This is a genomic window from uncultured Ruegeria sp. (assembly GCF_947500045.1).
Lineage (GTDB): Bacteria > Pseudomonadota > Alphaproteobacteria > Rhodobacterales > Rhodobacteraceae > Ruegeria.
On record NZ_CANMQQ010000011.1, the window covers coordinates 16,757 to 35,069 of the forward strand.

Here is an 18,313-nt window from a genome sequence, read left to right on the forward strand (position 1 = left end):
TCCACAGGGCACTACATCATTGCTAGAAAGCAAAATCATCTTCAGTCACGCTTCCCGCTTCTGCACCCTCGATGACTATTTCGTCCCCAGGGCCATACACTACATAGACGGCTTGGGAGTCATGAAAGATGAACACATCATCGATACTGATATTTTGACCCGTAAAGCTGATAATGTCCGTACCGTCTTGGAAGTCCGTGATCCTGTCGACACCGTCGCCTCGGCGGAAAGCAAAGTTATCGGCTCCGGCCCCTCCGACAAGGATATCCTGACCGCGCCCTCCTGTAAGGATGTCCGCTCCGCCGCCGCCTTCCAGCCGGTCATTTCCATCTTCACCCGAGAGCACATTGGTATTGCCGTCCCCGCGCAGTCGGTCATTGTTGAACGATCCGGTGACATCTTCGAAGTTGATATGGGTTTCCCAAACCTCTGCAAAATTACGAGTCCCGTCTGCATTGAGCAGATAGGCATTTCCATCCAATAGATTGAAGTCGACCCCGCGTACATCTTGCGCGCCCAGCGCCGTTGCAAAACTGATGGTGTCGATACCGGCGCCACCATCGCTAAAGTCTGTTCCTTGACCGCCGTCGATCACGTCATTTCCTTGACCGCCATCAATCCGATCATTCCCTGCACCGCCTGTCAGAACATTGGCGCCCGATGATCCGACAATGACATCGTTGTTCTGGGACCCGATGACATTTTCAAAATTGGTGTGCCGTTCCCAAACTCCATCGATGGCAAGGCTTTCATCCCGGTTAATCAGGTAGGTATTGCCGCTGGTCACATCTATGCGGATCCCCCGTGTATCGGACGAGCCGATTGAACGTGCAAAGCTGATGGTATCCACGCCGGTACCACCATCGGAGTTGTCAGTTCCAAAGCCGCCATCGACAGTATCATCCCCTGCCCCGGCCGAGATGTTGTCCGTACCCGATCCACCAAAAATGTATTGGGAACCAGCTCCAGCAGTGATCCAGTCAGAGAGGTTTGTGCCGTTGACGTCGTGATCCAGACCTTCACTGGTAATCGTTCCTTCGGGACGCGCGAGCGTCAGTGCAGCGTTAACCCAATTGGCATGGTCACTTCCACGACCATCGTTTCCATCTGTCACCACAAGGGTTAGTTTTTCAGCATCGGGATCGATGTTCACAAGGATATCCCGCGCTTCGCTTACCCCGGTCACCAGTCCGCTAGAGAACCGAAGTTCATCATCGACGAAAACCTGAAACTCAACAGAACCCGCAACACCCCAAGAGTCATCCACACCGATCAGAGCGGTGAACTGAGAAAAATCCCCCCCGCGCAAATCATAGACAACTTGGGAACCTGCATGAACGCCAAGGCCCGTCTCATACTCGACCCCATCCAGCAGCAGCGGCGCTGAGCCATTACCGTCGATCGTGCCGTTTGCCCCGTTGATTTCTATCGGTCCCCATCCGTTGACCGAAGAGGCCGCAGCATAGTCCGAAAGGAAAATCTGTTGCGCGGCCAATCCATTCAGATTTGCAACGCCCTGCGACGTGTTTCCGTTCGCGTCAGTGACTGTGTAGCTGAACCGTGCGGGAACCGGGGTTGCCCCTTCGGGTGTGAAGATGATCGTCCCGTTCTGGCCCAAGACCACCGACCCACCAACCGCATCCTGAACGGACGTAATTGTCAGCCCGCCATTGGAATAGTCAGTGTCATTGGCCAGTAGTGCCGCCTGACTGAATTCGAGGACCTGCCCTACACGATATGTCAGTTGATCGTCTAATGCGCCCGGTGGAGTGCTGTTAGGCGCGACATTGACAACGGCAGTGCCAACAGATTGCGCACCTTCAGCATCAACAACCGTATAGTTGAACCGGGCCGCCCCAGAAAAACCATCGGTGGGTGTAAATGCCACCTCTCCGCCCGCCGTCAGCGCGACGGATCCGTTCACCGCATCCCCAACCGATACGAGCGTCAGTTCGCCCGGTTCGGCATCCCGGTCATTGGCCAGCAGTTGTTCTGCGGAAATGCTGAATGCCTCATCGAATTCTGTTTCAAAGAAATCCGTTTCAGCGACCGGGGCGTCGTTGACCTCGGCAATGTCAATACGGGCCTGTGCCGTCGACTGGTTGCCGTTCTGATCCGCGATCGTGTAGCCGAAGGTCGCCGGTGCGGTGCGATCTGCATCCGGTGTGAAAAGAAAATCACCTTCGGCTGTCGTATCGACGCGACCCCCGGACACATCCTGAACAGACACTAGCGTCAGGGTATCATTATCTGCGTCGGTGTCATTTCCAAGAAGCGATTGCAGCGTAATCAACAATGGCGTGTCTTCCACTGCTTGGAACACATCATCGCCAGCCTCAGGCGCATCTTCGACCGACGTGACAGTAACGGTAACCGTCGACGTCACGGTGATACCGTTTGCATCGGTCAACGCATAATCAAATGACGCAAGACCATTGAAGTTCGGACCGGGCGTGAATTGAATAACGCCGTTTTCCAGCCTGACAGTGCCATTACGAGCGTTTTCAACCGCGGTGAGTTCCGTCGTCTCGGCAACATTGGTGTCATTTGCAAGAAGGCTGTCGACCGTAATGGATAAGGCCGCATCTTCCTGCGTGGTCAGAGTATCCTCACCCGGCTGCGGGGGAAGCACACGCGCGTCGAATGTTGCTGGCAGACGCTCGTATGAAATGTCCGCCAACCCGGTCGAGCCATCGGTGAATATCAGCTGCGTCACTTCGTTCCGGGTGACATTACTGAATTCGTTGAACCAGACATCCACAACAACAGCCAGACGCTGACCATCACTTAGAATTTCAAGATCAACACCCGCACGACGGAACGTGACATCTTCCAGCGTAAGGTCCTCGAACTCCAGAGTCGTTGTGCCTCCTGCAGCATTGATCAGGCTGAAGGACGAGGCCGAACTCAGAATAACGCGATTGTTGCCCGTACCTGTTGCGACGATATCTGTTCCCAGGGTTGCATGTATCGTGTCATTCCCTTCGCCGCCGTCCAGCGTATCGTTGCCCTCGCCGCCATCAATAAGGTCGTCTCCGTCATCCCCGCGAAGGATGTCATTGCCCGCATCACCGGTAATGACATCATCTCCGCGCAAACCGCTGAGCGTGTTGTCGGCTGTGTCGCCCACCAAAACATCGATGTCGTCGGTTCCCAGAACCGCATCAAGCTTCGCTGTTTCACCTGATATCCGCGCGGCCAGGAAATTCTGCACATCCAGATCTCCGGTGTAAAATACGCCGTCTGCAAATGTCAGGGTCGCGAATTGCGCCTCAATCAGCCCACCGCGAACAATGTTGTCCAAAGTCACAACACGTTCATCGTCTATGAAGACTTCGATGTCGGTTCCGACTTGTACAAAACGGACCTCATCTGATCGCGCGTCCTCGAAGATAAGCGTGTTACCTGTGTCAGACCGATTGCCCAGATATTCGTCAACGCGCGCATCACGTGCGGTGCGGTAAACGAGATAGGTGTCCCGGCCAAGCCCGCCGTCCAGCAAGTCAGCCCCAAATTGCGCGACAAGACGATCCTCGCCGTCGCCGCCAAACAAACGGTCGTCTCCTTCACCTCCGTCCAGATTATCTGCGCCGCCCGCTCCTGAAAGCGTATCGTTCCCACCGCGACCAAACAGGGTATTTGCGCTGGAATTGCCGGTCAGATAATCATTCAAGTCTGTGCCGGTGACATTTTCGATACCGCGCACAGAGCCGAATATGATCTCTCCGGCTGGAACGTCGAATTGCTCAGTGGAAAGCGTCACAAAGGTGTTGTTTTCCGGTCGAATAATAAAGACTTCACGCCCGTCCGTATCCAGATAGATTCTGTCAGCCGCAAGTTCGACACCGTCGTCCTCGAAAATTTCCTCTGTGACCTCACCGCTTGCAATCAGCGCCTCTAGGGTTTCGAAAAAGACATAACGGAAACCATCTTGTCTGACGCCTTCTGTCACCACATCATTCAACCGCAACGAAATCTGGTGTAGGTCGTTCTGCGCAGGGTCAAAGTCTTCCGGCAGCTCGCCAAGGTTAAGCGACAGCGTGTCGTTGTCTGCGCCGCCATCCACAGTAAATACGCCCGTACCAAGTGTGACAGAAATCAGGTCATCGCCTGCCTCACCGTAAAGCAGGTCATTGCCGGTTTCAGAAAAGAACGCATCCGCACCCGCGCCACCAAAGACAGTGTCATTGTCTTCCCCTGCCTCGGCTTCGACTTCTGCGCTTCGGTCGTGGAACACATCATTGCCTTCTCCCAGCTCGATGTGGTCGTTGCCGCCATTTGCGATAACTTCGTCATTCCCAAGGCCACCAGTCAAGCTGTCATCAGCGGTGCTCCCGCTGATAAAATCAGCACCTGCACCACTGTCGATAGTGACCGCAACATCTGCCGCTGTAAAACGGTCATCCGTGTCTCCGCCGTAAAGAATCTGAGGTTCGAGCCCAGCGAGGAGTTGGGACACAAAATGTGCAGCATCGATGCGCACACCTTCCGCAAAACGGAACTCGTCAAACGCCTGCGAAATCGGCACATCCGGGTCAAACCAATCCTCAATGGCGACACTCGCAGTGTCTGAAAGGGTCAGCAGTACGGCGTTGCCAACTTGACGGACCTCAACCGTCCTGTGGTCTATGGCCTCGAACACCAACCGGTTTTCGGCAGCCCCTTCACCCAGAACGGTTTCGTTCAGTGTCACATGACCAGAGGTTGCAGCAACAATATACGTATCCGCGCCTTCGCCTCCTGAGAGCGTATCTGCGCCCAACCTGGAAACAAGGATGTCGTCACCAGTTCCGCCGTCCAAGGTGTCGGCACCAGCCCCGCCGTCCAGAAGATCACTGCCGGCGCGCCCGTTCAATTGGTCGGCTCCGGCGTTACCGAGCAGAATATTGTCTTGCGCGTCGCCAGACAGGTTATCTGCGAAACGAGAGCCTTCTAGCCCTTCGATTTCCAGAAGCCGATCTCCATCCGCTTCTCCGCCGGATTGGATATCCAAACCCAGATCAACGGTAACGCCTTCAGTGGCATCGATGTAGACAGCGATATCTGCCGCACCCTCGCCGCCGTCCAAGATGTCACTTCCTTCGCCGCCGTTAAGGCGGTCATTACCGGACAGACCCGTTAGCCGGTCATCGCCGCCTCTGCCGACAAGCTCATCGTCCCGGCGCCCGGTCCCGTCAAGCACATCATTTCCGTCTGTGCCCTGCCCGGATCCGAAGGCAAAAACCGTCAGCGGTTCACCATCAAGGCCATCAGTCACCAATGCCTGAATCGCCGCGCCGCTGACCTCGCCATCGGTAAACACGATCCGGTCGAATGCAGTGCCGATCCTAGTCGCGATGGCAGCATCATCCAGTGCTGAAAGGTCGCTACCTTCCGGGAAAAGCGCTGCCAATGCGATCCGTGCAATGGCTATGGACGCGCTTTCCTCCTCATCATCCTGCACGATCTGACTGAAGACCAAATAGCGGTCACCACCCGATTGTGTGAGTGTCAAAGTGATCTCATCGGATCTCAAATCCGCAAACGCAAGCCGGTCAATATCCTCACCCGCAGTGATCAGGGAATTTCGGCTGGCGCTGCTGATCGCATAGACATCAAGACCCGCGCCGCCGATCAAGTGATCCTCGCCTGCGTCGGCTCTCAGCAGGTCGTCATTGTCGCCGCCATCAAGCGTGTCGTCGCCCGCGCCGCCAATCAGCACGTCCGCGCCTGAACCGCCTTCGAGATGATCGTTGCCATCCTGACCGTTCAGGACATCATTTCCGGCTAGACCGCTGAGTTCATCGTTGCCTGCACCACCTGTCAGCAGGTTTTCGGTATCATCGCCCTCCAGGTCGTCATCAAACCGGCTGCCGGTAAGCTGTTCGATCCCCGAGAACGTGTCACCGTCGCTGTTTTCACCTGTGTTCAGCGACGCAAAAACACCGCTGTCCGTACGTTCGGCATAGCTGAGAAGATCAATGCCTGCGCCGCCACGGATCACGTCTGCGCCCGCGCCACCACTCAGTTCATCATTGTCGTCGCCACCTTCAAGGACATCGGCACCTTCGCCACCGAACAGGCGGTCATTGCCGTCTCCGCCGCGCAAAATGTCTTGCCCGGCCAATCCGTAAAGCACGTTATCCTGAGCGTTGCCGTCCAGCGTGTCGTCAAATCCAGATCCTTCCACATTCTCGATAGATATGTACGTATCGCCATCAGAGTTTTCCCCGGTGGCAAGATCGACCTGCACACCGGTCTGCGCAGTTGAATGGGAGACTGAATCAGATCCGCTGCCACCGTTCAGAGTGTCACGCCCGCTGCCACCGACCAGAACGTCGTTCCCGTCGCCCCCCAGCAATGTGTCGTTGTCTGCACCTCCGACAAGCAGGTCATTCCCGCCCTGCCCTGCCAGCGTATCGGCGCCCTCATTCCCGATCAGACGGTTGCTGCGATCATCCCCAAGCAAACGGTCATCGAACTGGCTGCCGGTCAGGTTTTCGATATCGACCAGCCGATCCCCATCGCTGTTGGCCCCGCCATAGAGGTCAGCCGTAATGCCGGTTGTGGCATTCTCGTACGTCGCAGTATCGTTTCCGGCTCCGCCCTCGAGAATATCCGAACCCGCCCCACCGTCGAGCGTGTCGCTGCCCGCGCCGCCGATCAACCGATCTTCGCCGTCCAGACCTGACAGCGTGTTGTCCTGTGAATCCCCTTCCAGATCATCGTCATGCAACGATCCGATTACACCTTCGATGTTCCGCAAGATATCATCATCGCTGTTCTCACCAGTTGCGAGATTGACCGTCACGCCGGTATCGCGGCCATCGTTGTAGACGACCGAATCCACGTCTGCGCCACCATCCAACGTATCCGCGCCAAGACCCCCGATCAGGGCGTCCGCCCCGCCGTTGCCTTCGACCACATCATCGCCGCCCCCGGCAAACAGCGTGTTTGCATTGTCGTCACCTGTCAGATTGTCAGCAAACGAGGAGCCCACCACGTTTTCAATACCGCTCAGGCTGTCTCCATCGCTGCTGGTGCCCGCAAGCAAATCAACATCAACACCCACCGCCGCAGAGCTGTAGAGGGCAGTATCTATGCCCGCGCCACCACGCAGAACATCTGCCCCTGCGCCGCCTTCCAGCGTATCGCTGCCGCCACCGCCCGAAAGCGTATCATTGCCATCGTTGCCCGTAAGCGCGTTGGCTTCGGTATCTCCGGTCAGCACGTCGTCTGCATTGGATCCGGCGATATTTTCAATGCCTGAAATCACGTCCGCATCGGTGTTTTCGCCAGTTTCAAGATTGACGCTCACACCTTGAACACGCCCATCGAGATAAGAAAGCGTGTCGACGCCATCGCCACCACGGATCGTATCAGCCCCCGTGCCGCCCAAAAGCAGATCGGAACCACCTTGACCATTGAGAACATCATCACCGTCCCCACCGCTGAGGACATTTTCGCGGTCCGTGCCAGTCAGATTGTCCGCTGCATGCGTACCGACAAGATTTTCGATGCTGTCATACACATCGCCATCGGAGTTTTCGCCGGTACTGAGGTTAGCGGTTATGCCCGCCGTCTCCAGATATTCCACGTCTTCGACCGCGTCGCGCAAACGGCTGTTTGCGGCTTCAAGGCTTTCACGCGCTTCAGCCAGTTCCTCGGCCCGTCTTGCTGACAAGGATACGATGCTTTCTTCCAGCTGATCTTCGAAACGACGCAAAGTGCGAATGGATTGCGGGTCTGACGGATCAAATGACGAGATGGCAGCGCGCGCTTCAATCGCCGCTGTTCTGGCATCCGTTGCAAGAACAGCTACTGCACGTGCAGACGCAAGCGCTGCGGTCGCTTCGGCAAGCGTTGACCGGGCATTTTCAACACGTTCCTGTGCCTGCGTAACTTGCGTTTCAGTATCTTCGGCCAAGCCGCCTGCTTCCAGCAGATCGTCCAGGTCCTGTTGCGCATCGGCCAGGGCATCGGCGGCTGTTGCGCGAACCACGCGTGCAGCCTCGTCCGCTCTATCAGCCACCAGTTCTTCTGCGGTAAACTCCGCCAATCGCCGAATGGCTCCAACCAGGATTGCCTCATGCAGCTCGGTTCGTGTCTGGCCGTTTGCCCGTAAAACCTCCAGCTCTTGTTCGGTCGGTTGCAACCCATCTGCTGTGATCGTCACCAATAGCGCATCGATGGCCTCAGCGTTTGAGGTTGTACCCAATATGGACGATTCAGAATCGATCAGCAGTTGGAGATGACCGATATCATCAAGCAAAACCTCAACTGCAGCCACATCACTTGGCACCGCATCCTGACGCAACTGGGCGACATTCAGTGCGGTTTCCGCATCGACGACCGCCTCTTCAGCACGGGCCTGTTCGATCTGGGCCGCTTGATAAGCCTCGGTCCGGTCTGCGTAACTGGCTGTGTCCGAACCCTGCCCGCCGTTGAGTGTGTCGGCACCGGCACCCCCAACCAAAGCATCATTGCCGTCGCCCCCGCTTAGTTGATCATTGCCAGCCAAACCGGTCAGAGTGTTGCTTCCCGCGTCACCAGAAAGCACGTCATCCTGATTTGTACCCTCAAGATTTTCGACATTGCGAATTTCCAGATTCCCAGCCCGTGTGACCGAGGCAACAATTCCGCCGAATTCCACGCCTCTGAACGACACCGTGTCGATGTCAGCCCCGCCGTCGATGGAACCCTGCAGAGACCGGAAGCCATTTTCATCATGTTGCAATATGAGGTCGTCACCGGCTCCACCCCGCACCGTATCGGCACCGTGCCCGCCGACCAACAGGTCGTTTCCACCCCCGCCGCTCAGTTCGTCATCCCCTCGACCACCGTAAAGGGCGTTGGCATTGTCATCGCCGGTCAGGTTGTCATCACTCTCACCGCCGACAACGTCCTCGATCCCGTCGATTGACGCCCGGGCATTCAGGATATCAAGGGTAAGCAGGTAGAAATCCGTTATGGTCGTCAGCGAGTCCGACGCTTCAGAACGCACCTGCTGGCCGCGCAATGAGTTGGGCTCAACACCACCGTCCTGTTGCACCGAAGCGTCAAACCGATAGTATTCCGACCCGTCTTTGGCGACAACGATTAGGTGTTGACCATCGGTCAAAACGCGACCTTCAAAAACATCACGGAAATAGGCCGGTTCAAGCGAGTAAGTCGGATCCGTGAGCTCACCGGTGGTGAAATCAGCGCTCAGATCCGGGTACAGTAAACCATCAAAATTACCATCATTGGTCGTGATCGTACGCGCGATCTGCGCGTCTGCAAGGAACCTTATCGCCCGCCCATTCTCAGCTGCTTCAGTTGCAAAATCGATATAGGCCTGCTGAACGTCCACTTGGCCGGTCACTTTTTCCGAATACCCCAACGAGTATGCATCGCGATAGTATTCCCGATTTACCTCATGTACCCGGCGGTAATATTCACTAAGCTCGTCCGCCGTGAAATTCGACCCACCCTCTTCAACAAGCGCAGTAGCACTGCGGTTTGTTTGCGCTCGGGCATCCAGTTCGGCCAGAAGATCAGCCTCGAGCGTCTCGCGAACGGACACATCAACGTCGTAAATCCCGAAAGCCAGCGGGCTGGCAGGGTCGCGCACCTGATCCGAGAAGGCAAAGTTCCGCGGAACATCCCGGAACTCGCGCAGAACTGCGTCAGCCCCTAAAGGACCTGCCAGAACATCCGGGACGTCTGAAAACAACTGACCTTCCAGTCGAGGCAAGCTAAAAAGCTGGTTGAGAGACGCGTTGACGTTGCTCAACTCATCCGACAGCGCCAGGCTTAAATTCGAGGAGACCTCTTCCAATCCATTCAGGCGCGCAGATGTCGAGCCGTCTGACAGATCCAGCTCATACCCCGGTGCGATGCGGACACCACCAGCCAGACCCGGAACATCCGTCAACCGGGTATTATTCGATAGGTCCAGTACGTCTTGACCGTTGTCACCGGAAATTGTGTTGATACCCAGAACCGTTTCAATCCGGTCGTTGCCCTCTCCGGCCCGCGCAATATCGTTACCGGTTCCCAGATCGAGCAGGTCATCACCATTGCCGCCTTCCAGCAGGTCATTCCCCTGGCCACCACGTAACAGGTCATTTCCAAGCCCACCGCGCAGAATATCATTACCTACGCCGCCCTGAAGCTCATCATCTCCACTTCCGCCGATAATCTCATCATCCCCACGTCCGCCAAACAGCAGATCGTTGTCGGCGCCACCATCGATGTAGTCATTGCCCGAGCCACCGCGAATGACGTCTTCTCCGCTTTCGCCAAAGAGCCGGTCATTGCCTTCGCCGCCGCGAATGTTGTCATCGCCGCTACCCCCGAAAACAAGGTCATCGCCTTCCCCGGCATCGATGTCGTCATCGCCGCCGAAACCGTAGATTTCATCGTCGCCGAGCCCCGCTCGGATCAGATCGTCATTGTCGCGCCCTTCCAGAAGATTTCCGACACCCGTGTCGTCGATGATCGCTACCCGAAGATCGCGGTTTTCTGGATCGGATTCAGCCGCCCCGGTCAGGTTCAGATCAAGATCACGACGGGTCGCTTCAAGCTGCTCGCGCGCGCCTTCGATCCCCAGTGTCGATGCGTCGAACATGTACTGCAGCACATCGAAGCCCTGATTGGCGTATGTATCGCTCAGGCTGTCAATCCGGTCGGTATATGCATCGGATTCGAGATAGTCATCAAACTGTGTCAGAACGCCTGGTGGCGGGATCAGGAAACTGATGGCAATACTGATCGCCCCGATAACGGCATTGATCACATCTAGAATAACGGAAACCGGTTTCAGGATTTCCGCCGAACCAAGTTCAACAACTGTACTAACAACATCCAGAACGATCGAAATCGCGTCCAACGCGGCTGACAAACCCAGCAAGGCTGCGCGCGTAGTCTCGCCGTTGTTGCGCGCCTCATCCGCGGCGATTGCGTTTTCGACCAGTGAATACGCCCCAAGACCGATTGATATGATATTCCCGACAGCGCCCGTGATCTTGGCAACGCGTGCGATCTGACTGCTGGCGACGCCCCCTGCACTTTCGACTGCATTGACAAAGGCACCGGGATTGACAGCCGCAAGCGCCGGATAGCGACTGATATCCGTGAACTGCCCGGCCACGCTGATCGCATTACCGGTAAGCGCACTCACCAGACCGTATGTCGACGATGCAACAGTTATCGCCCCAACTGCCCGTACGCCACCAGCATCAGGATTGAGAAGTGTATTCAATCCCCCATACAGCCCGAAAGCGGCCGTTCCCGCACCGAAAGCAGAAAAAGCTGATGTAAACACTTCGCCTGCAACCGCACGCGGCACGTTGATGCCGGACAGGCTGCCATCGCCTAACCCAGAGGCACTGAGAAACGCTGTATCACCATCTGACCCGTCATCTGTCGGGCGCAAAAAGCTATCAGGAGTGTCCAGATCTCCGATGCGATCCAAAATTTGCTCCTGGGCTTCAGGGCTATCCGCCAGGCCGCGCCAGATGGGGTTGTCCAGATCGGGTGCCGCGCTGCCGGGATTGTCGAATTCATCAAGGTATCGATTGATTTCAGTGTTATCGCCGGTCAGCAGGTCTCGGTAGATATCCGCAACCTGACCAAGCCCGGCCCGCTCAACGCTGTCGAGCAGGACACTGCCTGCCTCGCGGACCGACAGGTTTTGCGTATTGGTAAACAGATCGCCAAATGTGCGGTTGAATTCTTGATTGAGCAAACGGCCCTGAAGGCTTTCCACATCAAGCTGATTGGTCGCAACAGACAGGATGCGATCCGTGCTTTCAATCAAGTTGAGATCAGACGACCCACTTGTCGACCGTAGCACAGAGTCTACGCGACCACTGTCATTGACCGAAAAATCATCAGACAACTGTCGGAAAACCCGGTCGCTCAACTCGGCCTCGATGAAGTTGAGTGTGTTGTCCAGGTCGTTCAGCAAGTCTGCCGGTGACCCGTCCGCAGTGCCCAACTGGGCACTTTTGACGGTTCCACTCTGAACCAAACGCAGCTCCAGAACCGCGTCACCATTGTTATTGTTGTTGCCGTTACCATTAAGATTCAGCACAAGATCTGCATTGGTCTGATTGGGATCAACACCATTGATCAACAGGCCGGACTGATCCAATAGCCCGGAAACCCCCTGCGCGCTCTCGCCCTGCTGCGAGCGCGCCAGTGCATCCAACAACCCATCAGCACGACCGGCATTGCGGAAATCTTCAAGCGCGTCACCAACTGCAGCAAGACTCAGGCCTCGCGATACTGTTTCAAGCGAAGCCTCATCCAGGCCACTTTCAACGAACGGCGAAATACTGTCACGAATGGCTTCTACAAGCGTTGCCTGATCCGCATCCGAGGCTGGAACGATGCCGCGCTCGTTCAGGAACTCGAGAGCCAGCGCTTCAAATTCTGTATTTGCGCTTTCTACATCTGCTTCGAACTGGTCAAGCCGGGCCTGGGCACGGGCAACGGCGATATCTTCATCCAGCAAAATGCCCGTCTGCTGTTCGGAAATGGCGATATCCGCGAATGCATCCCCATCCAGCGCATTCAACTGCTCGAAATCAAAGTTGATTGCACGCAGCGCGCTGATGTCATCTGGGTCCGTGATAGCACCGGATTCGACCAGGAACCGGATGCGCGCGTCGAGATCGCCGAAGTCAGAGAGCGTATCCACCTCGACCCCGGACGTGTCCAGTACCTGCTCATAAGCCCGGAACAAGGCCAGTTTCTGCTCTGCAATCGAGGCAGGATCGAGCGTTGGCAAATCCTCAACACCGACAACCGGAGCGTCGAGCGCTTCGAGATTTCGCAATAGTGCGCCACTGTCAGCTACTGAATCGATCAGGAAATCCACGCGGCTCTGTCCGATAGCATCGGCCGACAGGTCTACGGCGCTTTCATTGTTGTTGGATGTAGCCTGGTAAAGCAGCAGGGCTTCGGCAAATGGATCGGTAAACAACGTCTCGCCATTGGCGTTGCGCTGAATAGCAGCGTCGAGTGTTCGTTGAACCTCGGCGAGAACTGACACACCGTCTTGTGCACCCAGATGGTCCAAGGCAGCACGCACATCCTCTGCGGTACCGGTACGGCCCCGCAGCGCGCTGCTGTCCGCATTGGCAACCAATGTCTGATATAGCTCCAGTGATGTCGCCTCGGTTGGCTGGAAGGACCGGATGGTTTCAATGCGCGCCTCGGCATCCGTCCGGAACCGAATTAAAATCTCCAGGTCCGTCGCTTCCGAAACATCGTCGATAATGCTGTCAAGCCGCGCGATCGGATCATCGCCATAAAGCCCTGTCGCGCGCCCCTGTTCCAGAGCCTCAATGACTGAAAACGCGCGTTCGGAAAACACATCAGCCAACTCAGGCGACAGATCGTTATCACTCGCCAAGCTTGAAATCGCGTGCTGAACAGCCCCTGCGTATTGGGTTACAAAATCTTCAAATATCACTTTTTCAGAGATCGGTGATCCGGCGTATTGAAGTTTGACGATTTCACGGAAACCAACGTTTTCCAAACTCCAATGGTCACCCGAATCGTATAGCACATTGAAGGCCGTCGTCAGGTTAGAGCCATCTCGGATTTCCAAAACGACGCGGGCCTCGCCGTCTACAACGGTGACTGGCAGCCGGCTTCCGCCAAAGTCCGCTATTGTGTGTTGTATGGCTTCCCGCCCAATAAACGAAGGGTGAATACCGCCCTGCTCTGACCCCGGAATCTGGAACGTTCGCCCCAAATCAAGCCGCGCTTGAACAGCGGTGTCGAAAACACTGTTAAGCCGTCCTTCGAAGCCATCAAAATTCAAATTATCTATATTTGCTATAGAACCTACTTCAGCTTCAAGCCGTTGTTGGAAATTTTCGGGCAAATTGGAAATCGCGGCAATGTCTTCTGGTGTTAAAATTGATGCGACGACGTCTTCTAAGCTAGCGCGGATCTGAATCCTAACTGCGTTTTTGTTCGTATTGTCAAAGCCGGTATCAGCGATAGCAACGGCCGTACTGTAATACAAAAGATGCGTCAGAAACGAGTTCAGCAGCGGGCTTGGAGTGTCGGTCAGTTCAGACGCAATTTGAAGGGCAGAACGCTGCGCGCCATCAAACAATGCCAACCTATTTGCGGTTACGAACAGACCACTTAAGCCGGTGTTGGCATCACCGATGACCGAGTAGCCCACCGACAGGTTGACCTGTGTGGCACCGCCGACGATCTGTGTTGCATCTTGGAACGACGAAGCACTTGAAGTGGTAAAAGAAATCGTGCCGTCATCCTGCTGAGGTATGAGAATGTATGGACGACCGGCGTCTCCTAACTCAGTCGTGATCCGCTGGTTGATTGCATCAACAAAATCAGAAAGTGGCCTGTCATCAGTGGTTAGCCGATTAACTTCATCTTGAATGATAGCCCTGACTGCGAACCCAGCTTGATTTTGGTTGTCTGATACCGACGCCGGGCTTGTAACGATTTCGAGGTCATTTTGGGGATTGCCGTCCCTGTCAAAGAAAGCGTCTGAGGTGACGGCCAACAGAGGAAAGCCCAGATCGCCGAATTGGGGATCTGTGGCTGCAATAGTACGAACCCCGGTTTCACCATCCGAAAAAGTGATCGACGCATTCACAAACTCGCTTTCGAAACCGATGCGGTCTCCGACGGTGTCGGTCGCAATGGTCCCGGGCGAAAGATCGGTCGGCACTTCGGGAAGCAGTAAATCGCGACGAATCTGGTTCTCGAAGTCCCTGAATGAAGCTTCATCAAAAGCGGCGGCCTGCCCTTCATGGTTTATCGCTGCACGGGTAATTTCGCGGAAAAGCAATGTCGCATTGCTTTGGGCCAGCCCGCTTTCGTAGTCCGCGTTTATCCTGATCACAGACGAAGTGCCGTTCAGATCAGCAGCCCCTGCCGGGTCGATTGCAAAGGCACGCGCAAAATCTCCGGTCGCCGCGTCCGAAAAATCAGGTTCCAGATAAAGGACAAGCTGCGTGCCTTCTGGCAAGTCGCGGTTTGCAGCGGCATCCAGCCCGGAAAGCGCATCCAGATCAGTGATCTGTCTTATGTCTGGGGTTGGGTTTTCCAGGATCAGGTCCAGAGAATTACGGCTATCTCCTGTGGAAAAGTAAACATCTAAATCCTCCTGAACCTTTCGCAGGATTCCATTCAACTCCGCATCCGTGCTGCGCGCGCGCAAGTCTTCGGAAATGACAATTTGAATCTGGGGAATCGCCTCACCATCAAGTCCAATCACGCTGATCACATCAGCAGGTGGGGCGCGAACGATGTCCAATTGCTCAACAACGTCCGGTGATGTTCCGGGGTTTTCCTGAAGGCTGGCGATGTTCCCCTCGCCCTGCGCTTCGATAAAGACCTCTACGTCTTCAAGGGCTGCATAACCGCCAGCGGTTTCGGCCAGACCTTGTGCAAAACCGTTGACGTCAAGGTCCTGTTGTTCAATCCGACTGTAGACAGACGAGAAAGCGTCGATCACGTCGGGATCATCATAAACCCCGGTGGCGACGTCTCTGACGATCTCGCCATTATCGTCGACAGGGGCCGCCACAAGGGGCGAATCGTAGACGTCGTTCGTGAGCACTCTTGCAAAGTCATCCCCCGAACCGGAACGGCTGCGGACGTCACTGTCCGTCAGGTCCAAAACATCGGTCAACTGTTCGTAAATGACATAATCGCCACGGGTGACGCCATTTCTGGCAGAGGCCGAAACCTCCAGATTGCCCAGCGCCAAGGCCTCGGGGCCAAGGTTTGATTCAAGATCCCCCGCCGACGAAAAACGGGCACGATTGACCGCAAGCCCCAGCTCGTTGCTCAGCGCAGACAGGTCCGCGGCGGTTGTGTTTTCCACATCAAGACTTTGCAGGCGGGTATTCAGCTCACGGATTTCAGCCTGCAATGTGCCAGACAGACCACGCGGGTCAGCCGCCGCTTGGGCGGCCAGATCAGCCGAAGCTGCTATCAGCACATCCCCCCGGCGGCTCAGAAGATCACTCTGCGCCTGGGCAATCCCTTCGAGGGGCTGCCGGAACAGAAGTTCGTCCTGAACGAAAAACACATCGTTCAGACCGGCAATTTCACGTGGGTTTTCTGTTTCCGATATGATGCGTCGCGTCGTCGGGAAAGTTTCGGAAATATCACGCAGTACGGCGATCCGGTTGGACGCATCTGCATCGACAAATGTACCAGCCGGACGGGATTGCAGATCAAGCAAACTGTCCGGGTTTACGACATTGTCTGTCAGAGTGGCGGTTCTGGTGTTACCGTCGTAGGCATAGGATGACGCAGACCCCAGTGACCCATCGCCCGCACGACTGGTTACAAACGTGACCGAATCCGCCTGCTCTGAAATTGTCCCGCTGAGCACATCTGAAATCGTTGCGCGCAAATCGGAAATCGCCGCGCTTTCTGCGGAACCGGTCGACGCTCGACCAAACCAATCGGCAAGCTCTGCGTCAAGCGCTTCCAGTTCCAACCGCTGAATCTGTGTCAGATCTTCGCCGCGTGTGAAAGAACTGGTTTGGTGATTGAAACCGGCCGGTTGCGACACAATTGTGCGCGTGCCATCCGCACTGATCGTCACTGTCGCAATCTGGGCATCTGCCGTCGTCGACAATGTCAGCCTGTTCAGTACAGCAGTGTTAACTTCGATCAGATCCAGCTGTGGAAAATCATCTGGTGCTGAGATCTGCGCGGTGCTGAGCTGTTGAAAAAGTGTGTTTACCGTATCTTCAGCCTGTGGGCTGAGATCGCCTTGCGCATAGGCCCGCAGCACATCTGACCGATTTCGATCGAGAACCTCTTGTATCGCCGGACTTCTGGACGTTTCAAAATTCTCAAGCAACGAAGAAGACAGGTCCGCACGCTGCTGCGTCGTGGCACGCGAAAACAGGGCGTCCAGACTATCCTGTACCCGGCCGATCTGCTCGGCGGCGTCGGGACCGTCAAAACCGACAACTTCGCTTTCAAACCGGCTGACATATTGGTCAATCACCGCCCGGCCGGATCGGCTGTCAAATACCGGCAACAGATCAAGTTCTAGGCGGATCTGATTGTCCGTCTCGCGCAAACTCCGGTTGGTAACCTGGTCCGCCTGCCCCGCAATCTGTTCAGATGCCGAAGCCACTTGCCGAAAAAGGATCGGAAGGTCCACATCGCCAACCCCGCGATCAAATCGCGGATCAAGCTGCACAAGACTGATCGAACCATCGTTGACCGATTCAGCGGCTTGACGATTAAAAGCGCGCGCGGTGCTGACAGCGTCATCTGCCTGCAAAACGATGCGTGGCTCAAGCGCAATGACCAAATTTACGTTGTCCGGCAACACTGTTGCGTCCTGGGTTGAACCGGTAAAGGGCAACTGGTCCGCCAGCGCCCCGATGGTTTGCGGGCGGCCCGAACCAGAAATATCCAACTTCAGATTGTCGAAGATTTGCTGCCCGGTCTGCGTCTCAAACAGCCTTGTCAGATCATCAAGCAAACCTGACAAATCGGATTGGACCTCTGTCTCGGTTCTTTGCCGTTGATAGTTCTCCGAGATGTACACGCCGACGCTTGCAGTCGTAACGTCGCCATTCACCACGCGATCAAATTCAAGCGTTACCAATCGTCCTTGCCGGTTGGCGTCTGGGTCCGAAATGCCCGGTTCCAGGCCGACAACATTGGCGACTTCTACTGCCGAGGCCGAATCCGGTAGTTCGATCGCCCGAATGGTAGGCTCTGACGTTTCTGCCGAATTTTCGAGAACGGCATATGTAGTGTTCTGACCCGCCTCAGAAACAACACGCAATTCGACTCTCTGAAGCGACGCATTGTCAAGTTCGATGACTTCGCTGTCCACCACTGCCGAGGCCAGCCGTTCCTGTAGCGTCGCCCCCTCTTGCAGTTCGCGAACGGTCAGACGGCCATCCGACCTTTCTTCCAAAACGGCGTAGGTTTCGCCTGTCAGGCGGTCGATGACCAGGCTTTGGCTGCTACCAGAATCCAGAGCTTCCAACCGATCATACAACGCTTCGTTTGTTGTCGGAGTCGCCTCTAGAACCGCATAGATGTTTTCCGTCTCAACCACTTGCAACACAAGATCGGCCTCGCCGCTGTTCGGCGCTTCAATGACCTGAACCGCGTCGGATCCGGCGCCAGGCCCAGAGACGACCTCACCCGTAACCGAAACATTTTCTGAGGTACCCGACGTTGTTTGCGTCTCGTCAGTGGAGGTCGATCCATCGTTTGTTGTTGGGAAATCGGGCATGGTACATTTACTCCACTAGTGTCGGCTCAACATGTTCCGCCGGTTTGAATTCGCCGCAGTCGATCACCT

Annotated in this window: 1 protein-coding gene; it reads right to left on the reverse strand. The window is 55.7% G+C overall.

Annotated features, from left to right (window positions below):
• Positions 1-22: 22 nt before the first annotated feature.
• Positions 23-18,244 carry a cadherin-like domain-containing protein gene (locus Q1B46_RS16765; protein WP_299949732.1) on the reverse strand — a complete coding sequence of 6,074 codons (18,222 nt, stop codon included), beginning with the start codon at positions 18,242-18,244 and terminating at the stop codon, positions 23-25.
• Positions 18,245-18,313 lie beyond the last annotated feature (69 nt).

What these genes read in the sequence shown, in the direction of transcription:
- Q1B46_RS16765 (WP_299949732.1), bottom strand. Translation starts at nt 18,244, where the DNA reads ATGCCCGATTTCCCAACAACAAACGATGGATCGACCTCCACTGACGAG.